The 22,937-nt window shown below is 66.8% G+C and carries 21 protein-coding genes; 11 read left to right on the top strand and 10 right to left on the bottom strand.

Annotated elements, in window-relative coordinates; all coding sequences use genetic code 11:
- Positions 1-19: 19 nt before the first annotated feature.
- Entirely contained in the window at positions 20-1,018 is a 999-nt protein-coding gene (locus RO07_RS13930; protein ID WP_115089131.1) for an NADP-dependent oxidoreductase, read from the top strand.
- A gap of 9 nt (positions 1,019-1,027) precedes the next feature.
- On the opposite strand, the gene RO07_RS13925 is transcribed toward RO07_RS13930, so the two are convergent.
- Genes RO07_RS13925 through ygfZ form a run of 3 tightly spaced genes read right to left on the bottom strand, consistent with a single transcriptional unit; the run spans position 1,028 to position 3,335 of the window.
- Positions 1,028-1,906, bottom strand: coding sequence for an NRDE family protein (locus RO07_RS13925; RefSeq protein ID WP_052267311.1), 879 nt, complete (start codon positions 1,904-1,906; stop codon positions 1,028-1,030).
- The gene (locus RO07_RS13920) at positions 1,897-2,202 is read right to left on the bottom strand and encodes a DUF4936 family protein (RefSeq protein WP_039411498.1); all 306 of its coding nucleotides are present in this window, start codon (positions 2,200-2,202) and stop codon (positions 1,897-1,899) included. Before RO07_RS13920 ends, RO07_RS13925 begins: the two co-directional genes overlap by 10 nt.
- Positions 2,203-2,222: 20 nt before the next feature.
- Positions 2,223-3,335 (bottom strand): CAF17-like 4Fe-4S cluster assembly/insertion protein YgfZ, encoded by a 1,113-nt coding sequence (ygfZ, locus tag RO07_RS13915; protein ID WP_039411496.1) that lies wholly within the window; start codon positions 3,333-3,335, stop codon positions 2,223-2,225.
- A gap of 195 nt (positions 3,336-3,530) precedes the next feature.
- Here ygfZ and mltG point away from each other — a divergent pair, with 195 nt between their 5' ends.
- The 5 genes from mltG (at position 3,531) to RO07_RS13890 (ending at position 7,857) form a co-directional block, all read left to right on the top strand.
- The gene (gene mltG, locus RO07_RS13910) at positions 3,531-4,526 is read left to right on the top strand and encodes an endolytic transglycosylase MltG (RefSeq protein ID WP_039411494.1); all 996 of its coding nucleotides are present in this window, start codon (positions 3,531-3,533) and stop codon (positions 4,524-4,526) included.
- Entirely contained in the window at positions 4,523-5,194 is a 672-nt protein-coding gene (tmk, locus tag RO07_RS13905) for a dTMP kinase (RefSeq protein ID WP_052267310.1), read from the top strand. Before mltG ends, tmk begins: the two co-directional genes overlap by 4 nt.
- A 67-nt stretch (positions 5,195-5,261) precedes the next feature.
- Positions 5,262-6,302 carry a DNA polymerase III subunit delta' gene (holB, locus tag RO07_RS13900; RefSeq protein ID WP_039411491.1) on the top strand — a complete coding sequence of 347 codons (1,041 nt, stop codon included), beginning with the start codon at positions 5,262-5,264 and terminating at the stop codon, positions 6,300-6,302.
- A gap of 29 nt (positions 6,303-6,331) precedes the next feature.
- The gene (locus RO07_RS13895; RefSeq protein WP_039411488.1) at positions 6,332-7,114 is read left to right on the top strand and encodes a TatD family hydrolase; all 783 of its coding nucleotides are present in this window, start codon (positions 6,332-6,334) and stop codon (positions 7,112-7,114) included.
- Between the two features lie 68 nt (positions 7,115-7,182).
- Positions 7,183-7,857: an ankyrin repeat domain-containing protein gene (locus RO07_RS13890; RefSeq protein ID WP_039411485.1), complete on the top strand. Its 675-nt coding sequence runs from the start codon at positions 7,183-7,185 to the stop codon at positions 7,855-7,857.
- A gap of 72 nt (positions 7,858-7,929) precedes the next feature.
- Here RO07_RS13890 and RO07_RS13885 read toward each other — a convergent pair whose 3' ends face one another.
- The 3 genes from RO07_RS13885 to otsB form a co-directional block, all read right to left on the bottom strand.
- The gene (locus tag RO07_RS13885; protein ID WP_052267309.1) at positions 7,930-8,748 is read right to left on the bottom strand and encodes a crotonase/enoyl-CoA hydratase family protein; all 819 of its coding nucleotides are present in this window, start codon (positions 8,746-8,748) and stop codon (positions 7,930-7,932) included.
- Between the two features lie 227 nt (positions 8,749-8,975).
- Positions 8,976-10,397 carry an alpha,alpha-trehalose-phosphate synthase (UDP-forming) gene (otsA, locus tag RO07_RS13880; RefSeq protein WP_039411478.1) on the bottom strand — a complete coding sequence of 474 codons (1,422 nt, stop codon included), beginning with the start codon at positions 10,395-10,397 and terminating at the stop codon, positions 8,976-8,978.
- Positions 10,394-11,224 (bottom strand): trehalose-phosphatase, encoded by an 831-nt coding sequence (gene otsB / locus RO07_RS13875; RefSeq protein WP_084072611.1) that lies wholly within the window; start codon positions 11,222-11,224, stop codon positions 10,394-10,396. The genes otsA and otsB overlap by 4 nt, the downstream gene beginning before the upstream one ends.
- 439 nt (positions 11,225-11,663) lie before the next feature.
- Here otsB and RO07_RS25575 point away from each other — a divergent pair, with 439 nt between their 5' ends.
- The 3 genes from RO07_RS25575 to RO07_RS13865 all read left to right on the top strand — a co-directional run bounded on the left by RO07_RS25575 (position 11,664) and on the right by RO07_RS13865 (position 14,696).
- The gene (locus RO07_RS25575; protein ID WP_052267308.1) at positions 11,664-12,557 is read left to right on the top strand and encodes a PepSY-associated TM helix domain-containing protein; all 894 of its coding nucleotides are present in this window, start codon (positions 11,664-11,666) and stop codon (positions 12,555-12,557) included.
- The gene (locus RO07_RS13870; RefSeq protein ID WP_167369438.1) at positions 12,467-14,272 is read left to right on the top strand and encodes a flavodoxin domain-containing protein; all 1,806 of its coding nucleotides are present in this window, start codon (positions 12,467-12,469) and stop codon (positions 14,270-14,272) included. The genes RO07_RS25575 and RO07_RS13870 overlap by 91 nt, the downstream gene beginning before the upstream one ends.
- A 139-nt stretch (positions 14,273-14,411) precedes the next feature.
- Positions 14,412-14,696 (top strand): acylphosphatase, encoded by a 285-nt coding sequence (locus RO07_RS13865; protein ID WP_039411475.1) that lies wholly within the window; start codon positions 14,412-14,414, stop codon positions 14,694-14,696.
- Positions 14,697-14,832: 136 nt separating this feature from the next.
- On the opposite strand, the gene RO07_RS13860 is transcribed toward RO07_RS13865, so the two are convergent.
- On the bottom strand, positions 14,833-16,470 hold the full coding sequence (locus RO07_RS13860; RefSeq protein WP_072637044.1) for a methyl-accepting chemotaxis protein: 1,638 nt from the start codon (positions 16,468-16,470) through the stop codon (positions 14,833-14,835).
- A gap of 271 nt (positions 16,471-16,741) precedes the next feature.
- On the opposite strand from RO07_RS13860, the gene RO07_RS13850 reads away from it, so the two are divergent.
- Positions 16,742-18,808, top strand: coding sequence for a sensor histidine kinase (locus RO07_RS13850; RefSeq protein ID WP_147284652.1), 2,067 nt, complete (start codon positions 16,742-16,744; stop codon positions 18,806-18,808).
- Here RO07_RS13850 and trhA read toward each other — a convergent pair.
- The 3 genes from trhA to RO07_RS13835 all read right to left on the bottom strand — a co-directional run bounded on the left by trhA (position 18,799) and on the right by RO07_RS13835 (position 20,705).
- On the bottom strand, positions 18,799-19,443 hold the full coding sequence (gene trhA / locus RO07_RS13845; protein ID WP_039411464.1) for a PAQR family membrane homeostasis protein TrhA: 645 nt from the start codon (positions 19,441-19,443) through the stop codon (positions 18,799-18,801). The two genes, RO07_RS13850 and trhA, sit on opposite strands and share 10 nt — an antisense overlap.
- Positions 19,444-19,451: 8 nt before the next feature.
- Entirely contained in the window at positions 19,452-20,009 is a 558-nt protein-coding gene (locus RO07_RS13840; RefSeq protein WP_039411461.1) for a peroxiredoxin, read from the bottom strand.
- A 147-nt stretch (positions 20,010-20,156) separates the two neighbouring features.
- The gene (locus tag RO07_RS13835) at positions 20,157-20,705 is read right to left on the bottom strand and encodes an Lrp/AsnC family transcriptional regulator (protein ID WP_237171257.1); all 549 of its coding nucleotides are present in this window, start codon (positions 20,703-20,705) and stop codon (positions 20,157-20,159) included.
- 170 nt (positions 20,706-20,875) lie between these two features.
- Here RO07_RS13835 and ilvB point away from each other — a divergent pair, with 170 nt between their 5' ends.
- Positions 20,876-22,708 (top strand): biosynthetic-type acetolactate synthase large subunit, encoded by a 1,833-nt coding sequence (gene ilvB, locus RO07_RS13830; RefSeq protein WP_039411458.1) that lies wholly within the window; start codon positions 20,876-20,878, stop codon positions 22,706-22,708.
- Positions 22,709-22,937: the final 229 nt, after the last annotated feature.

The following is a 22,937-nucleotide window of genomic DNA, read 5'->3' as shown; positions in this document are numbered from 1 at the left end:
GATCCTCAAGCGGAGGCAAATCATGACGATCAATCGCCAGATTCTTCTGGTCTCGCGCCCCAAGGGCGAACCCACGCTCGACAACTTCCATTTGGCGGCACCCGAGCTGCCCGAGTTGGGGGAGGGGCAGGTGCTGGTGCGCAACTTCTATCTCTCGCTCGACCCGTACATGCGCGGGCGCATGAACGACACGAAGTCGTACGCACCGCCGCAGCCTCTCGACACTGTGATGATCGGTGCCACCGCCGGCGAGGTGGTCGAGTCGCGTCATCCGGACTGGCAGCCGGGGGACGCCGTGACGGCAATGTTCGGCTGGCAGGAATACGGCATTTCGGACGGCAGCAACCTGCGTCGCATCGATGTGGCGCGTGTGCCGATGAGCGTCTATCTGGGCGCAGCGGGCATGCCGGGTGTCACGGCGTGGTACGGCCTGAACCGGATCATTGCGCCGAAGGCGGGCGAGACGGTGGCGGTAAGCGCGGCGTCGGGCGCGGTCGGCAGTGTGGTCGGTCAACTGGCCAAGCGCGCCGGCTGTCGGGTCGTGGGCATTGCGGGCGGCGAGCAGAAGTGCACCTATGTCGTCGAGACGCTGGGTTTCGACGCGTGCGTCGATTACAAGGCGGGCAATCTCGACGAGGCGCTGCGCAATGCGACGCCTGACGGCATCGATGGGTATTTCGAGAACGTCGGTGGCGCGGTGTTCGACGCGGTGCTCAAGAATCTGAACCCCCACTCGCGCATCGCGCTGTGCGGCATGATTTCCGGCTATAACGGCGAGCCGATTCCGCTGAAATACCCGGCGCTGCTGCTGACGAACCGCGTGCGGCTGGAGGGCTTCATTGTCACCGAACACATGGATATCTGGCCACAGGCATTAACGGCGCTGGCCGACGCCATCGCCGCGGGCGAGCTGCGCTATCGCGAGACGATGGCGCAGGGCATCGAAAATGCGCCATCCGCATTCCTGGGGCTGCTCAAGGGCGAGAATTTCGGGAAGCAGATCGTGCGGTTGGTGTGATGGCTCGAGTCAGCCCCGAGCCGCCTCGAAGCGATAGCGCTGCAGGTCTCGCAGTTCATCCGCGCGCTGGCCGGGCGCGACGGTCGACTCCGTGAGTTCGACGAAGCCGTCGCGGTGATACCGAAGCAACGTCGTGCACCGCGTGCCGTAAGCGGGCGATGCGATGAACGCGGCTGAGAGCGTCTTCTCCCACGCAGACGTGACACCCGTTTCGGGGAGCGCGTCGTCGGCAGCCTCGGTGGTGTCGCGCATCAGCTCGAGCAGCGCGATGTCGTCGGCATCGCTGGCCAGTGCGTCGGCCAGGGCGTTGCGTCGGCTTACCAGCTTCGGCCAGGGGGTGTCGAGCAGTGCGTTCGACAAGCCATGGACGCCTGGGGCGATGGCATGCGCCACCGGCGTCACGGGGGGAGATGGCAGCGAAGGCGGCGCGCCGTTCGCATGCGTCACCGCTTGTCCTCCCTGTTCCGCCGCACCTGTGGCAACGTTCGTATCGCGATTGCCAAGCCAGAACAGCTTGCCCGCGGGCAGATCCCCCGCCAGCAAATTGAACCCCGCGTATTCGTGAGCGTGCCGCTCCACGCGCGCCAGATCGTCATCGAATTGCGTGGCGTCGAGCATGGCGGAGACCAGCAGGCCGCGCGACGGCGCGTCCTTCGGCGCCATCGGCGCGCGCCCGTCGCGGAAGTTCGTCAGCGCTGCAAAGCGCCCAGCGCGGTTGACGCCCATCCAGGTACCGCCACCCCGCAGATCGCGCCCCGCGAGCACGTCACGGCGGTCATGCCACCAGTGCATCGGCTCGGCGGGACGTTCGAAGAATTCGTCGCGATTGGCCAGCAGTACCAGCGGCGTGGCGGCGTCAGGTTGCCAGGAAAAAACGATCAGGCACATGGATTCGGGGCATCGACAAAGCACTCGATGTGCAGGCCGCCATCGACGAGTGCCGCGAGTCCGCATTCGCGGGCCAACTCGGGCAGCGCCGTCACGAACGCGGCATCCACGCCGTCGTAGCGCTCCATCCAGGTGACGGCAGCTGCTGCGACGTCGTTGGCCGAAGCGTCGGCACGCCACTGCAGGCGTCCGCGAACGCCGAAACGCTCGGCTGCCAGTGCAAAGCGCCGCGCGACGGCCTGTCGGGCAGCGGCGATATGGCCAGATGAGACGCGGTAGTAGACGTAACAGTCCATCGGCAGGTGACGGCGGCGGCTCAGGAGGCGGCCGCGGACGACGCGGGCGATTCCGTCGGATCGATGATCGCGTATGGCAGCTCGGCGAACGTCAGGGCAGGACCGTCGGCCGCGCCCAGACGAACATTGTTCGCTTCGCGCGATGCCAGCCTCACCTCGACGAGCGCGTCATAGCCGCCGTCCGGTGCTGGCGCCGCTTGCACGACCATGCCGCACGGCTGGTCCGGGTCGTCCGTCTCCACCAGTTCCTGTCCGGGGACGGGCGGGATGCCCTCCACGTGGGCGAGATGCAGGCGTCGCTTGATCGTGCCGCGGTACTGGCTGCGAGCCACGACTTCCTGCCCCGGATAGCAGCCCTTGCGGAAATTCACGCCGCCGACGACCTCCCAATTCACCATCTGCGGCACGAACTGCTCCTGCGTGGCCGTCGTCACCCGAGCCACGCCGCTGTGGACATCGAGCCACGCGGCGAGCGCCGGATCGACGACGGCGTCGGCCGCTTGCGTCAGCGCATGCCAGACGTCGGCAGCCTGCGCGACAGGCACACTCCACAGGAAGCGCGGGAGCGAGCGTGCGGCGCCTGCGTCGGGCAAACGAATCAGGCTCGTCGGCGCATCGCCGAGCGTGGCGTGCGCGGCGGCCAACGGTGCGGCGGGCAGCGACCCGAACGTGTTCGAAAGCACGGCTTCCACTGCCGGGCCGCCGACCTGGAGCAGAACATGCGTGGCGCTGGCGTCGGTCAGCTTGGCCTTGGCGCGCAGCACGAACATCGAGAGGCGCTTTTGCACGCTGGCCTGCACCGCGGCGTCGCAGGCGAGGTAGATCGTGCCTTCGGGCGACGCATCGCGCCACATCAGGAACGTGGCGAGCAAACGCCCCTTGGCCGAGCAATAGCCGGCAAGGCGGGCCTGTGCCGGCGAGAGACGTTCGACGTCGTTGGTCAATTGGCCGTGCAGGAAGGCGGCGGCGTCCGCGCCGTTCACTGCGATGAGGCCAGTGTCGCTCGCGAGCGAGACGAAGCTGCCGCGCTGCAGCGCCTGAAATTGCGTGGCGCGCGCACTAGCGTCGGACGAACGGTCGGAGGAGGCCGCGGCTGCCGCTTGCGGCAGAAGATCATGCCAATGGGAGGTCATAAACGAGGGTGCCTGTCAATCTGTGAGGGTTTGGCAAGTCAAAGTATTATATTGGGTCTTCCGCCAGGACGTGCGAGCCGGTTCGACGCGCAAAACGCGCGCCTTAATGTGGCCTTGCGGCCTTCGCCTGCATGCCTGCGGCGGACCGAGTCCCCCGAACCCGCTGCCGCCGTCTCGCGGCTTACCCTGCAATTCATGTCTTTCATCAAACGCTTGTTCGTCCTGTTGATAGTCGCCGCACTGGCGGCGGGCGGCGCTTTCTATTACTGGGCGCAAGCCCCGCTGCAACTCGGCAAGCCCACGCTCGACGTCACGATCAAGCCCTACAGCTCGGTGCGCAGCGTGGCGACGCAATTGCGCGCGGGCGGCGTACCGGTGTCGCCATTGCTGTTCAATCTGCTGGCGCGCGTCATGGACGTGGGCACGCGCCTCAAGTCCGGCAACTACGAATTCGCCACTGGCATCACGCCCTACGAGGTGATGGAGAAGCTCGCGCGCGGCGATGTCAACCAGTATGTGGTGACGATCATCGAAGGCTGGACGTTCAAGAAAATGCGCAGCGAGATCGACGTCAATCCCGCGTTGCGTCACGACACCGCCGGGCTGCCCGACGCCGATGTCATGCAACTCGTCGGGGCGGACCGCGCCGAAGCCGAGGGCATGTTCTTCCCCGATACGTACCTTTTTCCCAAAGGCACCAGCGACGTCGACATCTACAAGCGCGCGTATCGCCTGATGCAGAAGCGGCTGGACGAAGCCTGGGCGTCGCGCGCGCCGGGGCTGCCGTACGCCACGCCGTACGAGGCGCTCATCATGGCCTCGCTCGTCGAGAAGGAAACGGGTCAGGCCGTCGAGCGCGGGCAGGTGGCCGCCGTGTTCGTGAACCGCCTGCGCAAGCGCATGCTGCTGCAGACGGATCCCACGGTGATCTACGGCATGGGCGATCTGTACACAGGGCGTCTGCGCAAGCGCGACCTCCAGACGGATACGCCGTACAACACCTACACGCGCGCCGGTCTGCCGCCCACGCCGATCGCGCTGCCCGGGGTGGCCTCGCTGTCCGCCGCGCTCAATCCGGCACCGACCGATGCGCTGTACTTCGTGGCGCGAGGCGATGGCACGAGCCATTTCTCGACGAATCTTCAGGAGCACAATCGGGCCGTGGACAAATATCAGCGAGGTGATCAATGACGCAATCGCACGAGACGCCGGCCGCCGTGCCGGGCAAGTTCGTGACCTTCGAAGGCATCGACGGCGCGGGCAAAAGCACCCACGTCAATGCCTTCGTCGACACGCTGCGCCAGGGGCTCGAGAGCGTGGGCCGCAGTGTCGTGGCCACGCGTGAGCCGGGCGGCACTCCGCTGGGCGAGGCGCTGCGCAAGCTGGTGCTCGATGAGCCGATGGACCTCGAGACGGAGGCGCTGCTGATGTTTGCCGGCCGCCGCGAGCATCTGGTCAAGGTCATCGAGCCCGCGCTTGCGCGCGGCGACTGGGTCGTCTCCGATCGCTTCACCGACGCCACGTTCGCGTATCAGGGGGGCGGGCGAGGGCTGTCGCTCGAGAAGCTGGCGACGCTGGAGCGCTGGGTGCAAGGCACGCGCCAGCCCGACCTGACCATCCTGTTCGATCTCGATCCGGCAATCGCCGCGGCGCGACTCGCCGGCGCGCGCGCGCCGGACAAGTTCGAGCGCGAGTCGGCAGCCTTTTTCACGCGGGTGCGCGAAGAATACCTGCGTCGGGCGGAGGCGTCCGCGGGGCGCTTCGTCGTGATCGACGCCGCGCAGAGCGTCGACGCCATCGCGGCCGAGCTCGCCGACGTGTTCGCCCGACTGGGATTGCCTGGGCACGGCGCGCGCTGACGCGCGATAATCCCCACATCCACACACTTTGCCGATTCCGCGTCACCCTTCCGGCCAAGGAGCCCACATGCTGTATCCGTGGCAGTCACAGGACTGGACACGCCTTAACGACCTTCGCGCCCAGATGCCGCACGCGCTGCTGCTGCAGGCCGTGCCCGGCATCGGCGAGGTCGAGTTCGCGCGCACGTTTGCGCAGGGATTGCTGTGCGAATCGCCGCACGCCGACCATTTGCCGTGCGGCACCTGCGGTGCGTGCCAGTGGTTGGCGAGCGGCAACCACCCGGACTTTCGGGGCGTGTGCCCGGAAGTCCTCGCCGATACGTTGCCCGGCGCCGACGCCCGTGCCGATGCCGACGGCGACAAGAAGACCAAGACGCCAAGCAAGGAAATCAAGATCGAGCAGGTCCGTGAGGTCATCGACTTCGCGAGCCTCGGATCGCATCGGCAAGGACGGCGCGTGGTGTTGCTCTTTCCGGCCGAAGCGCTCAACGTGCACGCCGCGAACGCATTGCTCAAGACACTCGAAGAGCCTCCAGAGGGGGTAGTCTTCCTGCTCGTCACCACGCAGCCCGACCGCCTGCTGCCGACGATCCTCTCGCGGTGCCGCCGCGTGGTGCTTACGCGTCCGGACGGCGCCCAGGCGACGCAATGGCTGATGGGCGATGCCGGGCTCGATGCCGCGACCGCGGCAGCCGTGCTCGCCGAAGCGGGCGGTGCGCCGCTCGCCGCGCGTGCGCTGGCCGAGCCGGACGAGCGCGGCTGGCGCGACTGGCTGCTGGGGCAACTCGCGCAAGGCGGCGCCATCGACGGCTTCGCCTGCGCCGAGCAATTGCACAAGGGCAATCTGCCGGGCATTCTGGAGACCCTGCAACGCTGGTGCTTCGACGTGCTCGCCGAGCGCATGGCCGGCACGGCGCGCTTTTTCCCGAGCCACGCGCAGGCACTGCAGCGCTGCGGCGACGCGACGGATGACGTTCGTCTGCTCGGATTTCTGCGTGAGCTGGCGCAGCAACGTCAGGTGCAGAACCACCCGCTCAATGCGCGCGTGCTGCTCGAGGCGCTCTTCCTGCAATACAAACAGTTGTTCGGCGGCCCGGCGTCGCTCTGACGCGCACCGCCGCCGACCGATCGCACATCATGTTCATCGATTCACACTGTCACATCAATTTTCCGGAGCTTGCGGCGCAGATGCCCGCTTTGCTCGAACGCATGCGCGAGAACAAGGTCAGTCATGCGCTGTGCGTGTCGGTCGATCTGCCCACGCTGCCGCAGGTGCTGGAGATCGCCGCGCAACATGAGAACGTCTACGCTTCGGTCGGCGTGCACCCCGATTACGAGGACACGCCGGAGCCGAGCGTCGATGATCTGGTGAAGCTGGCCGCCACGCCGAAGGTCGTGGCCATCGGCGAGACGGGCCTCGATTATTACCGGCTCGAAGGCCGTAGCATCGACGACATGGAATGGCAGCGCGAGCGCTTTCGTACGCATATCCGCGCCGCGCGCGCCACGGGCAAGCCGCTGATCATCCATACGCGCTCAGCCGCCGACGACACGCTGCGCATCATGCGCGAAGAGCATGCGGGCGAGCCGGCGGGCGTCATGCACTGCTTCACCGAGAGCTGGGACGTCGCCGAAGGGGCGCTCGACCAGAACTTCTATATCTCTTTCTCGGGCATCGTCACGTTCAAGAGCGCACGCGATCTGCAGGACGTGGCGCGCCGCGTGCCGCTCGAGCGCATGCTGATCGAAACGGATTCGCCGTACCTCGCGCCGGTACCGTATCGCGGCAAGCTGAACCAACCCGGCTATGTGCGCCACGTGGCCGAATTCATCGCCGATCTGCGTGGCGAACCGCTGCAGAGGATCGCCGACGCCACGACGGAGAACTTCTTCCGTCTGTTCGCCACGGCGAAGCACTGAACTCACCCGATTCCCGATTCACCGCGTTGCCCCGACGCTTTTCCACGGACTACCGACAGGAGCCCCAGATGCGTAAATTCTCGATGATCCGAGCCTGGATGTTGCTCAGCCTGCTTTGGCTCACCGCCTGTGCCACGGCGGCCACGTCCAATACGGCGCTGGTCAAGGCCGTCGTCTTCAACGATACGAAGGCGGTGGCCGAAGCGCTCAAGGCGGGTGTCGACCCGAATTCGACCGACGACAAGGGCAATCCGCTGCTGCTCGTCGCCATGCGCGAGAAGTCGGTGGACGTGGCGCGTCTGCTGATCAACGACAAGCGTACGGATCTGGACGCAACCAACGCGGCGGACGAAAACGCGATGATGATCGCGTCGCTGCAGGGACTCGCGCCGATGGTGAAGCTGCTCATCGACAAGGACGCCGAGGTCAACAAGAAGGGCTGGGCGCCGCTGCACTATGCCGCGACGAACGGGCATGACGACATCGTGCAGATGCTGCTGGACGCCTCCGCCTACGTCGATGCCGAATCGCCCAACGGCACCACGCCGCTCATGATGGCAGCGCGCGGCGGCCACATCACCACCTGCAAGGTGCTGCTCGACGGCGGCGCCGACGTTCGTCTGAAGAACCAGATCGGTATGACGGCCGTGGACTTCGCCAACCAGGCCCACCAGACGGAAATCGCCGACGGCTTGCGCAAGCGTATGGAATTGCTGAAGCAGACGCGTCCGGCCGGCAAGTAAGGCGGCCGAGCCGCCCTGTGCTTCGGCAACGTGTTCGGTACGCGCCAGCGTTGGTTCTCCGGCCCGACCGGGTCAGGAGGCGTCGCGCGGCGCGCCGTGACGGCCCGCGCCGCTGAGAAACGCCCTCGCTCCCGCAATTCCCTCCGAAAACACCACTGCATGTCCCGCGGCGCCTTCCCGGCGCAGTGCCTCTTCCAGCGATAGATCCCACTGCGCATAGGCGGCCCGACGGTCGGCGCGCAGCGCGCCCTGCGGCAGCGCCGCGAGTTGCCGCGCGAGCGCCACTGCGCCCTGACGCGCCATACCCTCGGGCACGAGGCGGTTCACCAGTCCGATTTCAAACGCTTCCTGTGCGCCGACCGCGCGGCCGGTGAGGATCAGATCCAGCGCGCGGCTCATGCCGATCAGCCGTGGCAAACGCACGGTGCCGCCATCGATGAGCGGCACGCCGAAGCGGCGGCAAAAGACGCCGAACGTCGCCGAGTCGTCCGCCACGCGCAGATCGCACCACAGGGCCAGTTCCAGCCCGCCGGCCACGGCGTGGCCGCTGACGGCGGCAATCACCGGCTTGTCGAGGTGCCGTCGCGTGAGGCCCATCGGCCCGTCGCCGCTGCCGTCGGGGGTGACGACGTTGCGCCGCTGCGGGTCGTCGAACGCCGACAGATCCGCGCCCGCGCAGAACCCGGCGCCCTTGCCGCAGAGCACGGCGACGCTCACGTTGTCGTCCTGCTCGAAGGCGAGGAGGGCGTCGCGCAGCGCGGCGGCCATGTCCCGGTCCACGGCGTTGCGCCGCCCGGGGCGCGCGAGGGTGATGATGGCGACGGCCCCGTCGGTCTCCACTTCGACATAGGGGGTGGCCGCGGGGTCCGGATCTCCGGAGCTTGGGCTCATGGTTTGTCTCCTTACGGTCTCGCGAGAACCCGGCAAGTGCCGGGTGGCGCGCAGGGGCGCACGCATCGCCTGCCCGCCTGCATCGCACGCTGAGCGAATGCCGCCGTCGGCGACGATCCGGCGCAAGGGTGTGCGCCGACCCGACCCAGCGAGCCAACGGTCGTTGCACCGCCGCCCGCGCGGGGCGGGTGGTGCAGGATCGGCCGATGGCGGCATCGGACCGCGCGTCAGGCCGCGGCCGGATGGGCGCAGCGCAACAAGGCTGGGCAGGCGGCGACCGTCGGCTGACGAAGGTCGGCGATGAAGCGGTCGCGCCATGTGGACAGATTATGCTCGCGAAGCTTCGCCATCATGCTCTCGTAGCGGGACTGCCGCTCGGAGAGCGACATGTTGAGCGCCGTGCGCAGCGCTTCGGCCATGCCGTCGATGTCGTACGGGTTCACGATCAGCGCGCCGTCGAGTTCCTGCGCCGCTCCGGCGAAACACGACAGGACGAGCACGCCTGGATCGGCAGGATCCTGCGAGGCGACGTATTCCTTGGCCACCAGGTTCATGCCGTCGCGCAGTGGTGTGACGTACCCGACCTGCGACGCCCGGAAGAAGGACATCAGCACCTCGTGCTCGTAGCGCTTGTTCACATAGCGCAGCGGCGTCCACGCCATGTCGGAGAAGCGGCCATTGATGTGGCCCGCCTCCGTTTCGAGCTGACGGCGGATTTCGCCGTAACCGGCTACGTCAGATCGGCTCGGCGGCGCGATCTGCACGAAGCTGACCGTGCCCTGCTGGTTCGGCCATAACTCGAGCATGCGCTCGAAGGCGCGGAACCGTTCGAGCATCCCCTTTGAATAGTCGAGACGGTCGACGCTCATGATGAGCTTGCGTTCCTGCAGGCCCTGCTTCAGATCGAGGATGTGCTTGACGGTCGCGCGCGCGGTCGCCTGCTGCTGGATCTCGTCGGGGTACACGCCGATCGGATACACACCGGTGCGCAGGCTGCGTCCGTAAGCGGTGAGGGTGCCGTCGTCGTTCTTCGTGGCCCCGGCGTAGCGCACGAGGTAATCGGTAAAAGCGGTGCGGTCGATCTCCGTCTGGAAGCCGACGAGATCGTACTCGCACATCGCGCGCACGAGCGCCTCGTGGGGCGGCACGGTCATCAGCACCTGCGGCGACGGGAACGGAATGTGCAGGAAGAAGCCGATGCGCTGCTTCACGCCGATCTGGCGGCACGCCTGCGCGAAAGGCAGCAGGTGGTAATCGTGCACCCAGATGAGGTCGTCGCGCTCGAGCAGCGGCGCGAGCAGCGCGGCGAAGCGGGCGTTGACGTGACGATAACCGTTGTAGTCGTCGCGCTCGAATCGCGTCAGGTCGTCCCGGTAGTGGAACGTGGGCCACAGGGTCGCATTGGAGAAGCCGCGATAGTAGGTGTTGTAGTCGCGTCGCGTGAGCGGCACCGTGGCGAAGGTGACGTTGTTGCGGTGTGCGATCTCGGGAGCGGTGGCAGGCTCCGCGTCGATCTCGCCGTTCCAGCCGAACCACATGCCCCCGGTGTCCTTGAGCGCATCGAACACCCCGATGGCCAGTCCGCCGGCGGTAGGTTTGCCCTCGGTGATCGGGGCTACCCGGTTCGACACGATGACTAAGCGGCTCATACTCCTTTCTCCTGTGAGGTGTGGCGAGGCGGGCCGTGCCGCAACGTCAGCAGCCAGGCGGTGAGCGCCTCGGGCGACGGCAAACGATGGTGGGCACAGGTCTGCCCCTCGCCGATCTTGATCGTGACGCCGCCAAGGGCGTTCACGTCGGCAAAACCTGCCTCGTCCGTGAGGTCGTCACCGGCGAAAAGCGGTGTGCGCCCGGCGAACGGAGGCTCCTTCAATAACGTGGTAATGGCGCGGCCCTTGCTGACATGGCGGGGGCGCAGTTCGAAGACGAGCTTGCCGGGCTGCAGGGCGAAACGATCCGCGTGCAGATCGGCCAGCGCGCGCATGGTGTCGCGTGCCATGCTCGCCAGCTCCGGCGCACCGCGATAGTGCAGGGCGACGGCGCAGCCCTTGTTCTCGAGCAGCAACCCCGGATGTTGGGCGACCAGCGCCTGCAGCGGCGCGACCATCGCCGCGACCTGTGCCGTGTCTTCGGCATGGCCGTCCGCGCGCCGCCATTGGCCGTCGCCGTGGCGGATCTCGGCGCCGTGCAGGCCCGCGGCAGGCACCTTGAGCGGGGCGAGCAGACCGTCGATGTCGTCGATGGTGCGCCCAGAGACGACCGCCACGGCGCCGGAGGTGCGCTCGAACAGGCTGGCGAGTACCGCGGCCGTGTCGTGCGGCAGGTGGACCGCACCGGGACGCTCGGCGAGTGGGGCGAGCGTGCCGTCGAGGTCGAAGAAGAAGGCCGTCGTGGCAACGTCGACGTCGCACGTGTCGGCCGGCGTGGTCGCGAACGCGGCAGACGTGGCGGACTGGCTTGGCGCTAAGGGCTTCATGGCACTCCGTCGCTTCGTGCCGCAGGTCGATCGGTCGTATCCGATGCCGTTCCGGAGCATCAGGCGGACATGGGCAAGGGGTAGACGAGACGTGCGGCGGTTCGATGAGTGTAACTGGGTGTAATGGCCCGGTCAGAGCGCGTTCAGACTTCATTCAGATCGTGTTCATAGCGAATTCAGAATGCATTCAGACCGCGCGGATAAATTCATCCTAACCGGCCGGAAAGTGGCGGACAGTCGTCCGATCTATGAAATTGCTGTCGGATGAGGCCTACAAGGGGCCTACAAGGCGACGAAAGTAAAGTCGATATTGAATATGAGAATCGTTTGCAATAACATGCGATATTGCCGCTGAGGGCTCCATCGGGGACGGCGGCACGGCACATACCTGCCACGCACGCGCCACCTTCGGCGTACGGACGTGCGTCGGACGACAAAAATGATGAAAAGACTGTGGTTTCAGTTGCACTGGTTCTTCGGCATTACGGCCGGACTGGTGCTGGCAGTGGTCGGCCTGACCGGCGCGCTGCTTTCCTACGACGACGAACTGACCCGTGCCCTGAGCCCGGGCGTGATGACGGTGCCAGTACGCGATACGGCGCCGCTGCCCATTCCGGCGCTCGTCGCACGGGTGCATGAAGCGGTGCCCGACCGGCGCATTCTGCTCATGATGGTCTCGCGCTCGCCCGAAGATGCGGTCGGGGTGCGCCTATCCACCGGCGATGGGCCGCGCGGCGAAACCTACTTCGTCGACCCGTACACGGGGCAGATGCTGGGGCGCTCGAAAGCGGACGTCGTCTTTCGCTTCATCATGGACATCCACCGTTTCCTGACGATCGACGGCATCGGCAAGCAGATCACGGCGGCGGCCACGCTGTTGCTGTTCCTGCTCGCGCTCTCCGGGTTGTATCTGCGCTGGCCGCGCCGCATCGGCAACTGGCGCGCCTGGCTGCACATCGACTTCAAGAAGCGCGGCCGTCCGTTCCTCTGGAATCTGCACGCGGTCGTCGGCACGGTGGTGCTGGTGCCGTACCTGCTTTCGGCCACGACCGGCCTGTACTGGTCGTACGACTGGTGGCGCGGCATGCTGTTCTCGATCGCGGGCGTGGAGCAACCGGTTCGCAATCGTCCGGCGCAGGCGCCGAAGGCCGGTGACGGCAAGAAGGGGGGCAGGGGACGCGTGGCGAAGGCAGGAAACCCGCGTTGCCGGATCTTGCGTCGACCTCTACCAACGACATGGGCGTGGTCTGGGATAGTTTCAGCGCGCGCGTGCCGAACTACACCAAGGCCTATGTGCGTCCGTCGCAAAAGCCTGGCGGCCCGGTGCAGGTGACCTGGCTCGACGACACCGTGCCGCACGAACGTGCCTTCAGCCGCATGGACGTCGTACCGGCGTCCGGCGAAATCCGGAACGAGGAGCGCTACGGTCAGAAGACGCTGGGCGGGCAGTTGATGACCAGTATCTATGCACTGCATCGCGGCAGTTTCTTCGGGCAGGCGGGCGTCATCATCATGATGCTCTCGAGCTTGATGATGCCGGTCTTTTTCGTGACGGGCTGGATGCTCTATCTCGACCGCCGCAAGAAGAAACGCGCATTGGCCGCCTCGCGCCCGGCAGGCGCGAGAGAGGGGGCGAACGCCGGCGCGAGCGCGCTGGCGGACGACGGGGTGCTGATCGGCTACGCGAGTCAGAGCGGCGTGGCGGAAGGTCTCGCATGGCAGACGGCCGGCATGCTGCAGGGCGCGGGCGTGCCTGCGCAAATCCAGCCGCTCGCGCGCATCGGCGAGGCGCAACTCGGCAACGCACGGCGGGCGCTCTTCATCGTGAGCACTTTCGGCGATGGTGAGCCGCCCGACAGCGCGCGTCGTTTCGCACAGCAACTGATGAATCAGGCCATGGCGCTGCCGACGTTGCGTTTCGCCATGCTCTCGCTCGGCGACAGTCATTACGACCGCTTCTGCGGCTTCGGCCGCAAGCTCGACGGTTGGCTGCGCGCGCAGGGCGGTGTGGCGGCGTTCGAGCCCATCGAGGTCGATCGCGGCGACCCCGGCGCCTGGGCGCGTTGGCAGGAACGTCTGGGCGAATGGCTGGGCCGTCCGCTCGTGGCGTCGAAACTGGACGACGCGCGGGGCTTCCAGGCGTGGCCGCTCGTCGAACGCACCGAGCTCAATCCGGGCAGTGCCGGCTTGCCCGTCTATCACCTGGCGTTCACGCCGCCGCCGGGCGCCACATGGGTTGCCGGCGATCTGGTCGAAGTGCTGCCGCGCCACACCGCCGCGCGCATCGACGCGTTCCTGTCGGGCAGCGTCTGGGCGTCCGATGTGCGCGTCAACGTGGCCGGGCGTGATGCCACGCTCGGCGAAGCGCTGCGCGAACGCGTGCTGCCCGCTGCCGCGCCGCCCGCCGGCATCGATCTGCAGGACTGGCTGGAACGTCTCGCGCCGTTGCCCGAACGTGAATACTCGATCGCCTCGACGCCCGCCGAGGGCAAGTTGATGCTGCTGGTTCGCCAGGCCCGCAATTCCGACGGCGCGCTGGGGCTCGGCTCCGGCTGGCTGACTCACGGGGTGGCGTCGGGCGAGGGGGTGACGATGCGCGTGCGCCCGAATCCGGGTTTCCACGGCCCCGACGACGCGCGCGGCATGATCCTCATCGGCAACGGTACCGGGCTGGCCGGGCTGCGCGCGCATCTGGCCGAGCGTATCGCACAGGGGCACGTGCGCAACTGGCTGATCTTCGGCGAGCGTCAGGCGGCCCACGACAGCTTCCACGACGCCACCCTGCGCGAATGGCTGGCCGATGGCGGCATCGCACGGCTCGATCGCGTCTTTTCGCGTGACCAGGCGCAACGCGTCTACGTGCAGGACAAGGTGCGCGAGTCGGCGCAGGACATCGCCGCCTGGGTGGCCGATGGGGCATCGATCTACGTCTGCGGCAGCCTCGCCGGCATGGCGCCCGCGGTCGACGCCGCACTCGCCGAGGCGATCGGCGCGGACGTGCTGCTCGATCTGTCGGCGCAGGGGCGCTATCGACGCGACATCTACTAGACGGACGCACCGCGTGTGCTAACTTGATGAATGACGGGGCCTGCACGATATCAGGCCCTTTTTTGATCGTCCGGAAATCGAGCGTCGGCAGCGGGTCGCGCACATCCGCGCCTACTGTCGATTCATCGCGGGAGGACCCATGACGGCAACTTGGCAGATCGTGGCGCATGGACGGGTGCAGGGGGTGGGCTTTCGCGCTGCGTGCGTGGCCGAGGCTCGCAGGATCGGTGTGCGCGGCTGGGTGCGCAACCGGCGCGACGGCACGGTCGAGGCGATCGCGCAGGGCGACGCCACGCAACTGCTGGCGTTTTGCGACTGGATGCGCCATGGGCCCCCGGGCGCGCAGGTGTCGTCTTGCGACGTCGACAAGGCGTGGGTGGACGAGACGCCGCTGGCGGGATTCGAGCAGCGCGCAAGCCTCTGAGGCTGCCCGCATCGCTTGTGGTGGGCGCGCGGGGAGGTCGGCGAGTTCCGACGGGGATAGGGACCCCGAGGTCGCCTGCGGCACCCCCGACCATTTCACATAGGGGGTACCGCAAGCCGTCTGCGGCGCGCGGATCTCAGGCGGCGAGGGCGAGTGAGCCCGACGGGGTGGCGTTGCCGCTGTCGATGGTAGCGGCAGCAGACACGGCTTCATGCGACGACAGACGGAACAACGCAACCGACTCGCGCAGACGTGCCGCTTGCGCTTCGAGTGCCGCGGCGGCGGCTGACGCTTCTTCCACCAGCGCGGCGTTCTGCTGCGTCATTTCATCCATCTGTGTGACCGCGCGGTTGACCTGCTCGATCCCGCTCGACTGTTCGACGCTGGCCGCGGAGATCTCGCCCATGATGTCGGTCACGCGCCTGACCGACTGCACGACCTCCACCATCGTTGCGCCGGCGCGCTCCACCAGGCGGGTGCCGGTCTCCACACGGCTACCCGAGGCTTCGATCAAGCCCTTGATTTCCTTGGCCGCCGACGCGCTGCGCTGCGCCAGTGTGCGGACCTCGCCGGCCACCACGGCGAAGCCGCGGCCTTGCTCGCCCGCGCGGGCGGCTTCCACCGCGGCGTTGAGCGCGAGGATGTTGGTCTGGAACGCGATGCCGTCGATGACCGTCAGGATGTCGGTGACCTTCTGCGACGCCTCGGCAATGTCGTGCATCGTCGTCACGACTTCCTGCACGACTTCACCACCGCGTGACGCGGTATCCGATGCCGTCACGGCCAACTGGCTCGCGGCGCGGGCGTTCTCGGCGTTTTGCTTGACGACGGCGGTGAGCTCTTCCATGCTCGCGGCCGTCTGCTCCAGCGACGACGCCTGCGATTCGGTGCGCTGCGACAGATCGGCGTTGCCGTCCGCAATCTCGCGGGCGCTGGCGTGAATCGCCTCGGTGCTCTCGCGGACGGTGCCGACCGTGCTGGCGAGGCCGTCGCGCATGCGACCCAGCGCCCCGAAGAGCTGGCCCATCTCGTTGTTGGTGCGTTGCTCGACGCGTTGGCTGAGGTCGCCCGCCGCGATGCGTTCGAAATGCGAAATGACCTCGCGGATCGGCCGCAGCACGGCGCGCGCGAGCATGGCGCGGCCCCACAGGGCGAGGCCCAGCGCGACGATCAGCGTGGCGGCCAGCGCGATACGCATCAGGTTGTAGCGCTGCTGTGCGGCCTCGTAGCGGGCCTTCTGGCGGGCGATCTGGATGTCCTGCAACTCGCGTATACCCGTGTCGAGCGCGTTGTAGGCGGCCGGCGCGACACGCGCCTGAATCTGATGGAAGCCGGCCACGTCGCCCTGTTTGAGGGCATTGAGCGCGGGGGTGATGACTTTGTCGAAGAAGGCCTTGCGCTTCTCGTCGGTGGTCTTGGCGACCTCCGCTTCGTGCGCATCTTCTTTGGGACGATTCAGATAATCCTTCCAGAGCGCATCCGACGTCGCGATGTATTGGGTGCCGCGCTTGAGGACCTTGTCCGATTCGTCGGGGTCCGCCCCCAGGCTGACGTACGACGCGTAGGTCGCCATCGACAGGCGAGTTCGCAGGATCTGCTCGCTCGAGCCTTTGAGTTCGGCCAGCGCCGGAGTGTCTTCCGTGGCCATCCTGCTCAGGGAGTCGTTGCTGGAGCTCAGTGCCTGAAGGCCCAGAACGCTGACGAGTACAAGCAGTGCACCAAGCAAACCTAAGACCAGTGTCAGGCTGGTCCGAATCGTAATGTTTTTATACATATGGATCGATGGATTGTGTGCCCGGGTCGCGTAGGAGTGCGCGCGGCCTCCCCGTCTGTCGGAGATTGCATGACGGGGCATAGGGATTATCGGCAGATGGGAGGCAGAACTTGAGTCGTCTCGCCTCGGGCGAATCCGAAAGCGCGGGGTACGCAAGCGAAGATCGGAATTTGCTCGACCGCAAAGCGCCGGCAAACGCCCACACTCAGGGCTTCTTCCTGTTCTTCAGGACGCCGAAGCGCATGAATCGTGACGAGGCGTCAACGACGCGATGAATCTCGATAACTTCAAATCCTTGCGCGGCGATCCCGGGGTGGGGCGCGGCGAACTCGAAGCAACCGGTCCGGGGGACGGTCCGGGCGATGGCATGGCTGGCGGGGCGGGCTCGGGACCGGGGGCGGCGTCCGGCACGGGGGCGCTCGATATGGCCACCTTCCATCTCGCCCTGGTCCACGAACTGCGGGCGCCGCTGCAGGTGCTGCAGAGCCATCTCGACGCGCTCTGTGCGCAGGCCGAGCGGGGCGGGTCTGGCGGGCGGGCCGAAGTCGGTGGCCCGGACGGTTCGGGCGATTCCAGCGATTCCAGCGATCTCGACGATCCGGTAAGGCAGCACAAAGGAGACGGACGGGGCGACGCGAATGGTCGAGGCCGACGGCGGCATCGGGGAGCCCGAGGCGAGCGGAGGCCCGGCGGTGAACTCGCTTCGGTACGCGAACGATTCGGTGCCATGCGCAATATGCTCGATGTGGTGGCCTCGGCCGTCGACGACGTGTTGCATCTGGGGCAGGGCGACGCCCCGTGCCTGCCGCTGCGCGAAGCGGCCTTCGAGGTGCGCGCCTGCCTGGACGAAGAGGTCGGTTGGTTCGTGACGAAGGCGCACGCAAAGGGCCTCGATCTCACCTGCTCCATTGCCGACGACGTCCCCGTCATGCTGCACGGCGACGCCGCGCGCTTGCGGCAGATCCTGCGGGTGTTGCTCGACAACGCGTTGAAGTACACCGTTTGCGGCGGTGTCGCGGTCGCCGCATCGTGGACGGCGGTGGAAGAAACGACCGCGAAAGACGGTGACGAGCGGATTGCGGGGCAGACGTCAGGCCGCGCGCGTGCAGGGCACTTGACGCTCGATGTCGCCGACAGCGGCCCCGGCGTTCCGGCGGGTATGGAGAATGCCGTGTTCTCGGCGTTCTCTCGCGCAGATCGCGAAACACCTGGCGTCGGACTGGGCCTGTGGATTGCGCGGCAATGGGCTCAGCGCCTGGGGGGCGTGCTGCGCGCGGAACCGTCATCGACCGGGGCGCACTTTCGCCTGTCCGTTCCGTTCGCGCCGTTTGCGGCAGCCGCACTGTCCACGCCATGCGCGCCGTTCAGATCGTTCGGACCGGACCGACCGGACGAACCAGACGGACCGGTAGGACCCCTTGATGCAAAAGGTCCAGTCGCTCCGATCGCCGCGGCCGGAGCGGCGGCGGCGCCCGAGACGATTGCGCCGCGCCTTGCTACCGGCGGCACGCCGGCGCCATGGCCAGCGGTGGATCCCGGCGAGGTGCCGGTCGTCGATGTCGGTGTGCGGCGTGGATTGCGTGCGATGGTGGTCGACGACCACGTCATGAACCGCGCAGTGCTTGCCGACCAGCTCGGCGCACTCGGCTGTGAGGTGCACCGCGCGGCGGATTTCACCGAGGCGTTGCTGAGGTGGATCACCGATGATTTCGACGTCGTGCTTACCGATATCCAACTCGGCGAGGGCTCGGGTCTGACGCTCGCCAAAAGCTTGCATGTCCTGGGGCCTGTCCTGGCGCGGCGGGTGCCTGTCGTGCTGGCGATCACCGGCTCGGTGGTGTCGGCGCGCGCCGCACGAGAGGCCGGGCTCGACGGGGTGCTGACCAAACCCGTCTCGCGCCAGCGGTTGACGCAGGCGCTGGCTGCGCGCTGGCCGTCGTTCGGTGAAGCGGGCGATGCCGACAGCCCGGACCGGGTCGACGCGACGACGAGCAGGGCGGCAGGCAGGGGCGGGGGCAGGACTGGGGCGGACCCCACGTCCTCATCGGGCGGCAGGGGTATCACCGCGCTGCGAGACGATCCTTATGCGCGTCGTTTGATGCGGGGCGAAATGGCAAAGGATCTCGCCCGCTTTCGACGTCTGCTGGCTGGGCGGCGCGACGAGGATCTGACGGCGGCACAGGAAGTCGTGCATCGCATGCGAGGGGCGTGCCGGATGTTCGGCGATCCGGCGCTCATCGCTCGATGCGACCACCTGGCGGGGAAACTTGCCGAGAAGCTTGCGGCGCGAGGCGGGGCGCTCGCAGCCGACGCCACCGATACCGGCCGTCAGAGGTAGCGGCACACCGCGAGGTAATGGCAGGCGGTGCCGCCGATGGCGAACAGGTGCCAGACCAGATGGCCGAACTTGATGTGCCCGTCGAACGAATAGAAGATCGCGCCGATCGTGTAGGCGGCGCCGCCCGCGTAGAGCCATCCCGCGCCCGGCCCGGGAATCGCGGCGAGGACCGGTCCTGCCACGAGCACGGCGATCCAGCCGAGCGCGATGTAGAGCAACGTGGAGACGAGCGGCCGATCGAGCAGCCCGAGCGACTTGGCGATGAGTCCCGCAATGGCCATGCTCCACACGCCGGTGAGCAGCGGCCAGCCCCACGGATCGTGAAGAATCTTGATGGTGAAGGGCGTGTAGGTGCCGGCGATGAAGAGAAAGATGGCGCAGTGATCCACCCGCATGAAAAGGCGCTTCGCCCGACCGTCGGGGAGCCCGTGATACAGCGCCGACGCCAGATAGACGATGACCATCGTCGCAGCGAACACGCCGATGCCGATCTGCTGCACGGTGGTGGGCATCGGCGGGCGCACCGCCGTGAAGAGGAACGGAATCGCTGCGAGCGCGGCGAGACAGGCGATGCCGTGGCTGACGCTGTTGGCGAGTTCCTCGCTACGCGTCTGGGCGCGTGCTGACACTTTCATGGCTGCCCTCACGAAGGATGGGCGGCGCGCCACTTGCGCACGGCATCGAGCGTGTTGGCGACGTGCTTTTCGGGATTGAGGCTCACGTAGCTGTAGATCACCTTGCCGTCGGGGGCGATGACGTACGAGACGCGGTTGGCCAGATCGGGTTTGAGGGCCAGCACGGCGTCGTAGGCGCGCATGATGTGCTGGTCGGTGTCGGCGGCCACGGCGAACTTGCTGCGGCATTCCGACACGGAGAACTTGTTGAGCGTCTCGATGTTGTCGTGCGAAACGCCGATCACGGTCGCGCCCAGCGATTTGAACGTGTCGGTCGCTTCGGCGAAATCATGCGCTTCGATGGTGCAGCCGGTGGTGAAGGCGGCCGGATAGAAGTACAGCACGACCGGGCCCTTCTTCAGGGCATCGGCGAGGGAAAATGTGAAGACCTGCCCGCCGAGCGACGCCTGAGTCGCGAAGTCAGGGGCCTGCGCGCCGTTCTTGAGGGCTGCGTGAGCGGGGATGAAACACCAGGCCGTGATACCCAGGATGGCGGCGACTGCGGTCATTCCTAACCAACGTTTCATGCATGGCTCCCATAGGTGGATGCTTAAGCATAGAGGCTTGCAACGGCAGTGTCCAACCTCGCGGGCCGTGCGTCGCGGTCATGCGACGTTCGCCGACGCTTCGCCCGCCGAACGACGGCGCCCCGCCACCCGGCGGTCATGCCGGTGTCATGAATTACCTGCATTACTCGCACCACTCGAACCACTCGCGTTACCGATATTGCCGGCACCGCCGGCGCCGAGGCCGACCGCGCGATCGCCGATGGGTAGCACCGTCGTCGATTTGATCTGCGAGAGCGCGATCATCGAGTTGACTTCCTGGACCATCGGCAATTGCGAGAGTCGTTCGAAGAAGAATCGCTCGTAGGCATCGACGTCGCGCGTGACGATGCGCAGCAGAAAGTCCACGTTGCCCATGAGCACGTGGCATTCGAGGACCTCCGGAAACGCCTGGATCGCCTTCGAGAATTCCGGCAGCGCGTTGCGATTGTGTCCGGCCAGCTTCACATGCGCGAACAGCATCACGTTCAGCCCGACCTTCTTGCGATCGACCAGCGCGACCCGACGCTCGATGACACCCTCGGCGTCGAGTCGGTCGATCCGTCGCCAGCATTGCGACTGCGACAGACCGATGCGCTCGCCGATCTGCGCAGCGGACAGCGAGGCGTCTTCCTGCAGGATTGCGAGAATTTTCTCGTCGAACTCGTCAAGTTGCATGTTTAATTCTCAAAATGTAGTTTTGTTGAATGAATCATGTGAAACCGGCGCAAATTTGTCAACGATACGCGAAGCAATTACCGTGCAAAGCCCGTAAGCTTGAACGTCATCAGGCGAGGTGACGCAATCCTCGCCGTCGTTCGTTGAAAACCGCAGGAAACCACGTACTCATGAAACTCGACCTGACTCTGCCCGCTGCCGAAACCGCGACCGGTGCCGTCGCCCAGCCCGTTGCTCCGCTGTCCGCCAAAGGTGCGGACCTGATTGCGCGCACCCTGGTCGAGATTGGCGTCGACACGGTGTTCTGCTATCCGGGCGGGGCCAATCTCGAGATGCTCGATGCGCTCTCGCGGGTGGACGTCGCACTGGTGCGCACGGAACACGAGCAGGGTTCGGTCTTTGGCGCGCAGGGCTACGCACGCGCCACGGGCAGGCTGGGTGTTTGCCTGGCGACCTCGGGCCCCGGCGCGACCAACCTCGTGACCGGGATCGCGGACGCCGCCAGCGATTCCGTGCCGGTCCTTGCCATCACTGGCAACGTGGCAACGCACTGGCTGGGCAAGAACGCGTTCCAGGAGGTCGACATCGTGGCCGTCACCAAGCCGGTGACGAAGCTCGCCCGGCAGGTGCGCGAAGCGCGCGACATCCCGGCGGCGCTGCGCGAAGCCGCCGCGTGTGCGCTGGCCGGGCGTCCCGGTCCCGTGTTGCTCGATTTCCCGAAGGACATTCAACAGGCCCGCCCGGATCAGCCGACCGACAAGCGTTTCACGGCGCCGGTGCCGGCCGGCATGAGCGACGAGACGGCCGAGCGCATCGCGGCATTGCTGGCAAATAGCGAGCGACCCGTCGTCTACGCCGGTGGCGGCGTCATCGCGTCGGGCACCGGTGCGCAACTGGTTGCGCTGGCCGAAGCGCTCGACTGTCCGGTCGCACTCACGATGATGGGATTGGGCGCGATGCCGGACGATCACCCGCTGTTGCTCGGGCCGCTCGGCATGCACGGCGCCTATGCCGCCAATGTGGCGGTCAACGAGGCAGATCTCGTACTCGCGCTCGGCGTGCGTTTCGACGATCGGGTCATTGGCGATCCGGCGTCGTTCGCGCGTCACGCGAAGATCGTGCACATCGACGTCGATGCGGCCGAGATCGGCAAGAACAAGCCCGTCACCCTGGGCGTGCATGCCGATCTTCGCGATGCGTTCGTCGGTCTGCTCGCCCACGCGAAGCGCCGCGAGGTGCCGCAGTGGCATGCCTATCTGCGCGAGCGCCGCGAGGCGCATCCGTTGCGCGCCGCTCCCGGTGAGGCTCAGGGCGCGGATTCGCAAAGCGGCGACGTGCTTACGGGCGTGGAGGTCATCACGGCGCTGGCCGCGCTGCTGCCGCCCGAGGCCGTGGTGACCACGGGCGTGGGGCAGCACCAGATGTGGGCGATGCAGCACCTGCGCCTGCGCAAGCCGCGCACCTTTCTGTCGAGCGCCGGCTTTGGCACGATGGGCTTCGGCCTGCCGGCGGCCATCGGCGCCAAGGTCGCGCTGCCGGACGTGCCGGTGATCGACATCGACGGCGACGGCAGCCTCAACATGTCGGTCAACGAGCTCTCGACGTGCCGGCGCTATGGGCTTGGCGTGAAGGTGCTGGTCATCAACAACCAGTGGCTGGGGATGGTGCGTCAGTGGCAGGACATGATCTACGCCCGTAACCGCGTGGCGTCCTCACTGGTCGACCCCAACGTGCCCGACGGTGCCGACGACGGCCGGCCGTATCCGGACTTCGTGACCATCGCCGCGGGTTACGGTGTGGCCGGCGCACGCGTGACGCGCGCGGCGGACCTGCCGGCAGCCCTCGAGCGCATGCTGGCGGACCCGAGCGAGCCGTATCTGCTCGATGTGCTGGTGGCCCGCGAGGACGACGTCTATCCGATGATTCCCGCAGGCAAGAGTTATCGTGACGTGGTCTTCGGACCGGGGCAGGCGGCCGGGCCCATCGCCGCGGGCGCGTTCTGACGGGCGCGCGACAGAATGAGCGAGAGAGCGCGACGGAGGATGGGCAAGGCGCCGCGATATGCGCGGTGTTTTGCGCCATGGCGTACGCCGCCGGCTCGCCCAGACGTTACCGTCGAGTGAGAATCGTGGCGCACGTCGCGAGATCGCAACGAGAGAACCCGCTTCGGCGGGTTTTTTTCGTTTCGGGGGCGGTGAGGAGTATCATTGCGCTCTTTTACGAATTCTCGCC

Origin of the sequence: Pandoraea pulmonicola, assembly GCF_000815105.2 — a bacterium.
GTDB classification, from domain to species: Bacteria; Pseudomonadota; Gammaproteobacteria; order Burkholderiales; family Burkholderiaceae; genus Pandoraea; species Pandoraea pulmonicola.
The sequence above is the reverse complement of the archived record's forward strand: the minus strand, read 5'-3'. Positions and strand labels throughout refer to the sequence as shown.

Excerpts from the sequence above, each read along its gene's own strand:
- RO07_RS13925 (WP_052267311.1), bottom strand. The coding sequence starts at position 1,906 with ATGTGCCTGATCGTTTTTTCCTGGCAACCTGACGCCGCCACGCCGCTG.
- RO07_RS13920 (WP_039411498.1), bottom strand. The coding sequence starts at position 2,202 with ATGGACTGTTACGTCTACTACCGCGTCTCATCTGGCCATATCGCCGCT.
- ygfZ (WP_039411496.1), bottom strand. The coding sequence starts at position 3,335 with ATGACCTCCCATTGGCATGATCTTCTGCCGCAAGCGGCAGCCGCGGCC.
- mltG (WP_039411494.1), top strand. The coding sequence starts at position 3,531 with ATGTCTTTCATCAAACGCTTGTTCGTCCTGTTGATAGTCGCCGCACTG.
- tmk (WP_052267310.1), top strand. The coding sequence starts at position 4,523 with ATGACGCAATCGCACGAGACGCCGGCCGCCGTGCCGGGCAAGTTCGTG.
- holB (WP_039411491.1), top strand. The coding sequence starts at position 5,262 with ATGCTGTATCCGTGGCAGTCACAGGACTGGACACGCCTTAACGACCTT.
- RO07_RS13895 (WP_039411488.1), top strand. The coding sequence starts at position 6,332 with ATGTTCATCGATTCACACTGTCACATCAATTTTCCGGAGCTTGCGGCG.
- RO07_RS13890 (WP_039411485.1), top strand. The coding sequence starts at position 7,183 with ATGCGTAAATTCTCGATGATCCGAGCCTGGATGTTGCTCAGCCTGCTT.
- RO07_RS13885 (WP_052267309.1), bottom strand. The coding sequence starts at position 8,748 with ATGAGCCCAAGCTCCGGAGATCCGGACCCCGCGGCCACCCCCTATGTC.
- otsA (WP_039411478.1), bottom strand. The coding sequence starts at position 10,397 with ATGAGCCGCTTAGTCATCGTGTCGAACCGGGTAGCCCCGATCACCGAG.
- otsB (WP_084072611.1), bottom strand. The coding sequence starts at position 11,224 with ATGAAGCCCTTAGCGCCAAGCCAGTCCGCCACGTCTGCCGCGTTCGCG.
- RO07_RS25575 (WP_052267308.1), top strand. The coding sequence starts at position 11,664 with ATGATGAAAAGACTGTGGTTTCAGTTGCACTGGTTCTTCGGCATTACG.
- RO07_RS13865 (WP_039411475.1), top strand. The coding sequence starts at position 14,412 with ATGACGGCAACTTGGCAGATCGTGGCGCATGGACGGGTGCAGGGGGTG.
- RO07_RS13860 (WP_072637044.1), bottom strand. The coding sequence starts at position 16,470 with ATGTATAAAAACATTACGATTCGGACCAGCCTGACACTGGTCTTAGGT.
- RO07_RS13850 (WP_147284652.1), top strand. The coding sequence starts at position 16,742 with ATGAATCTCGATAACTTCAAATCCTTGCGCGGCGATCCCGGGGTGGGG.
- trhA (WP_039411464.1), bottom strand. The coding sequence starts at position 19,443 with ATGAAAGTGTCAGCACGCGCCCAGACGCGTAGCGAGGAACTCGCCAAC.
- RO07_RS13840 (WP_039411461.1), bottom strand. The coding sequence starts at position 20,009 with ATGAAACGTTGGTTAGGAATGACCGCAGTCGCCGCCATCCTGGGTATC.
- RO07_RS13835 (WP_237171257.1), bottom strand. The coding sequence starts at position 20,705 with ATGCAACTTGACGAGTTCGACGAGAAAATTCTCGCAATCCTGCAGGAA.
- ilvB (WP_039411458.1), top strand. The coding sequence starts at position 20,876 with ATGAAACTCGACCTGACTCTGCCCGCTGCCGAAACCGCGACCGGTGCC.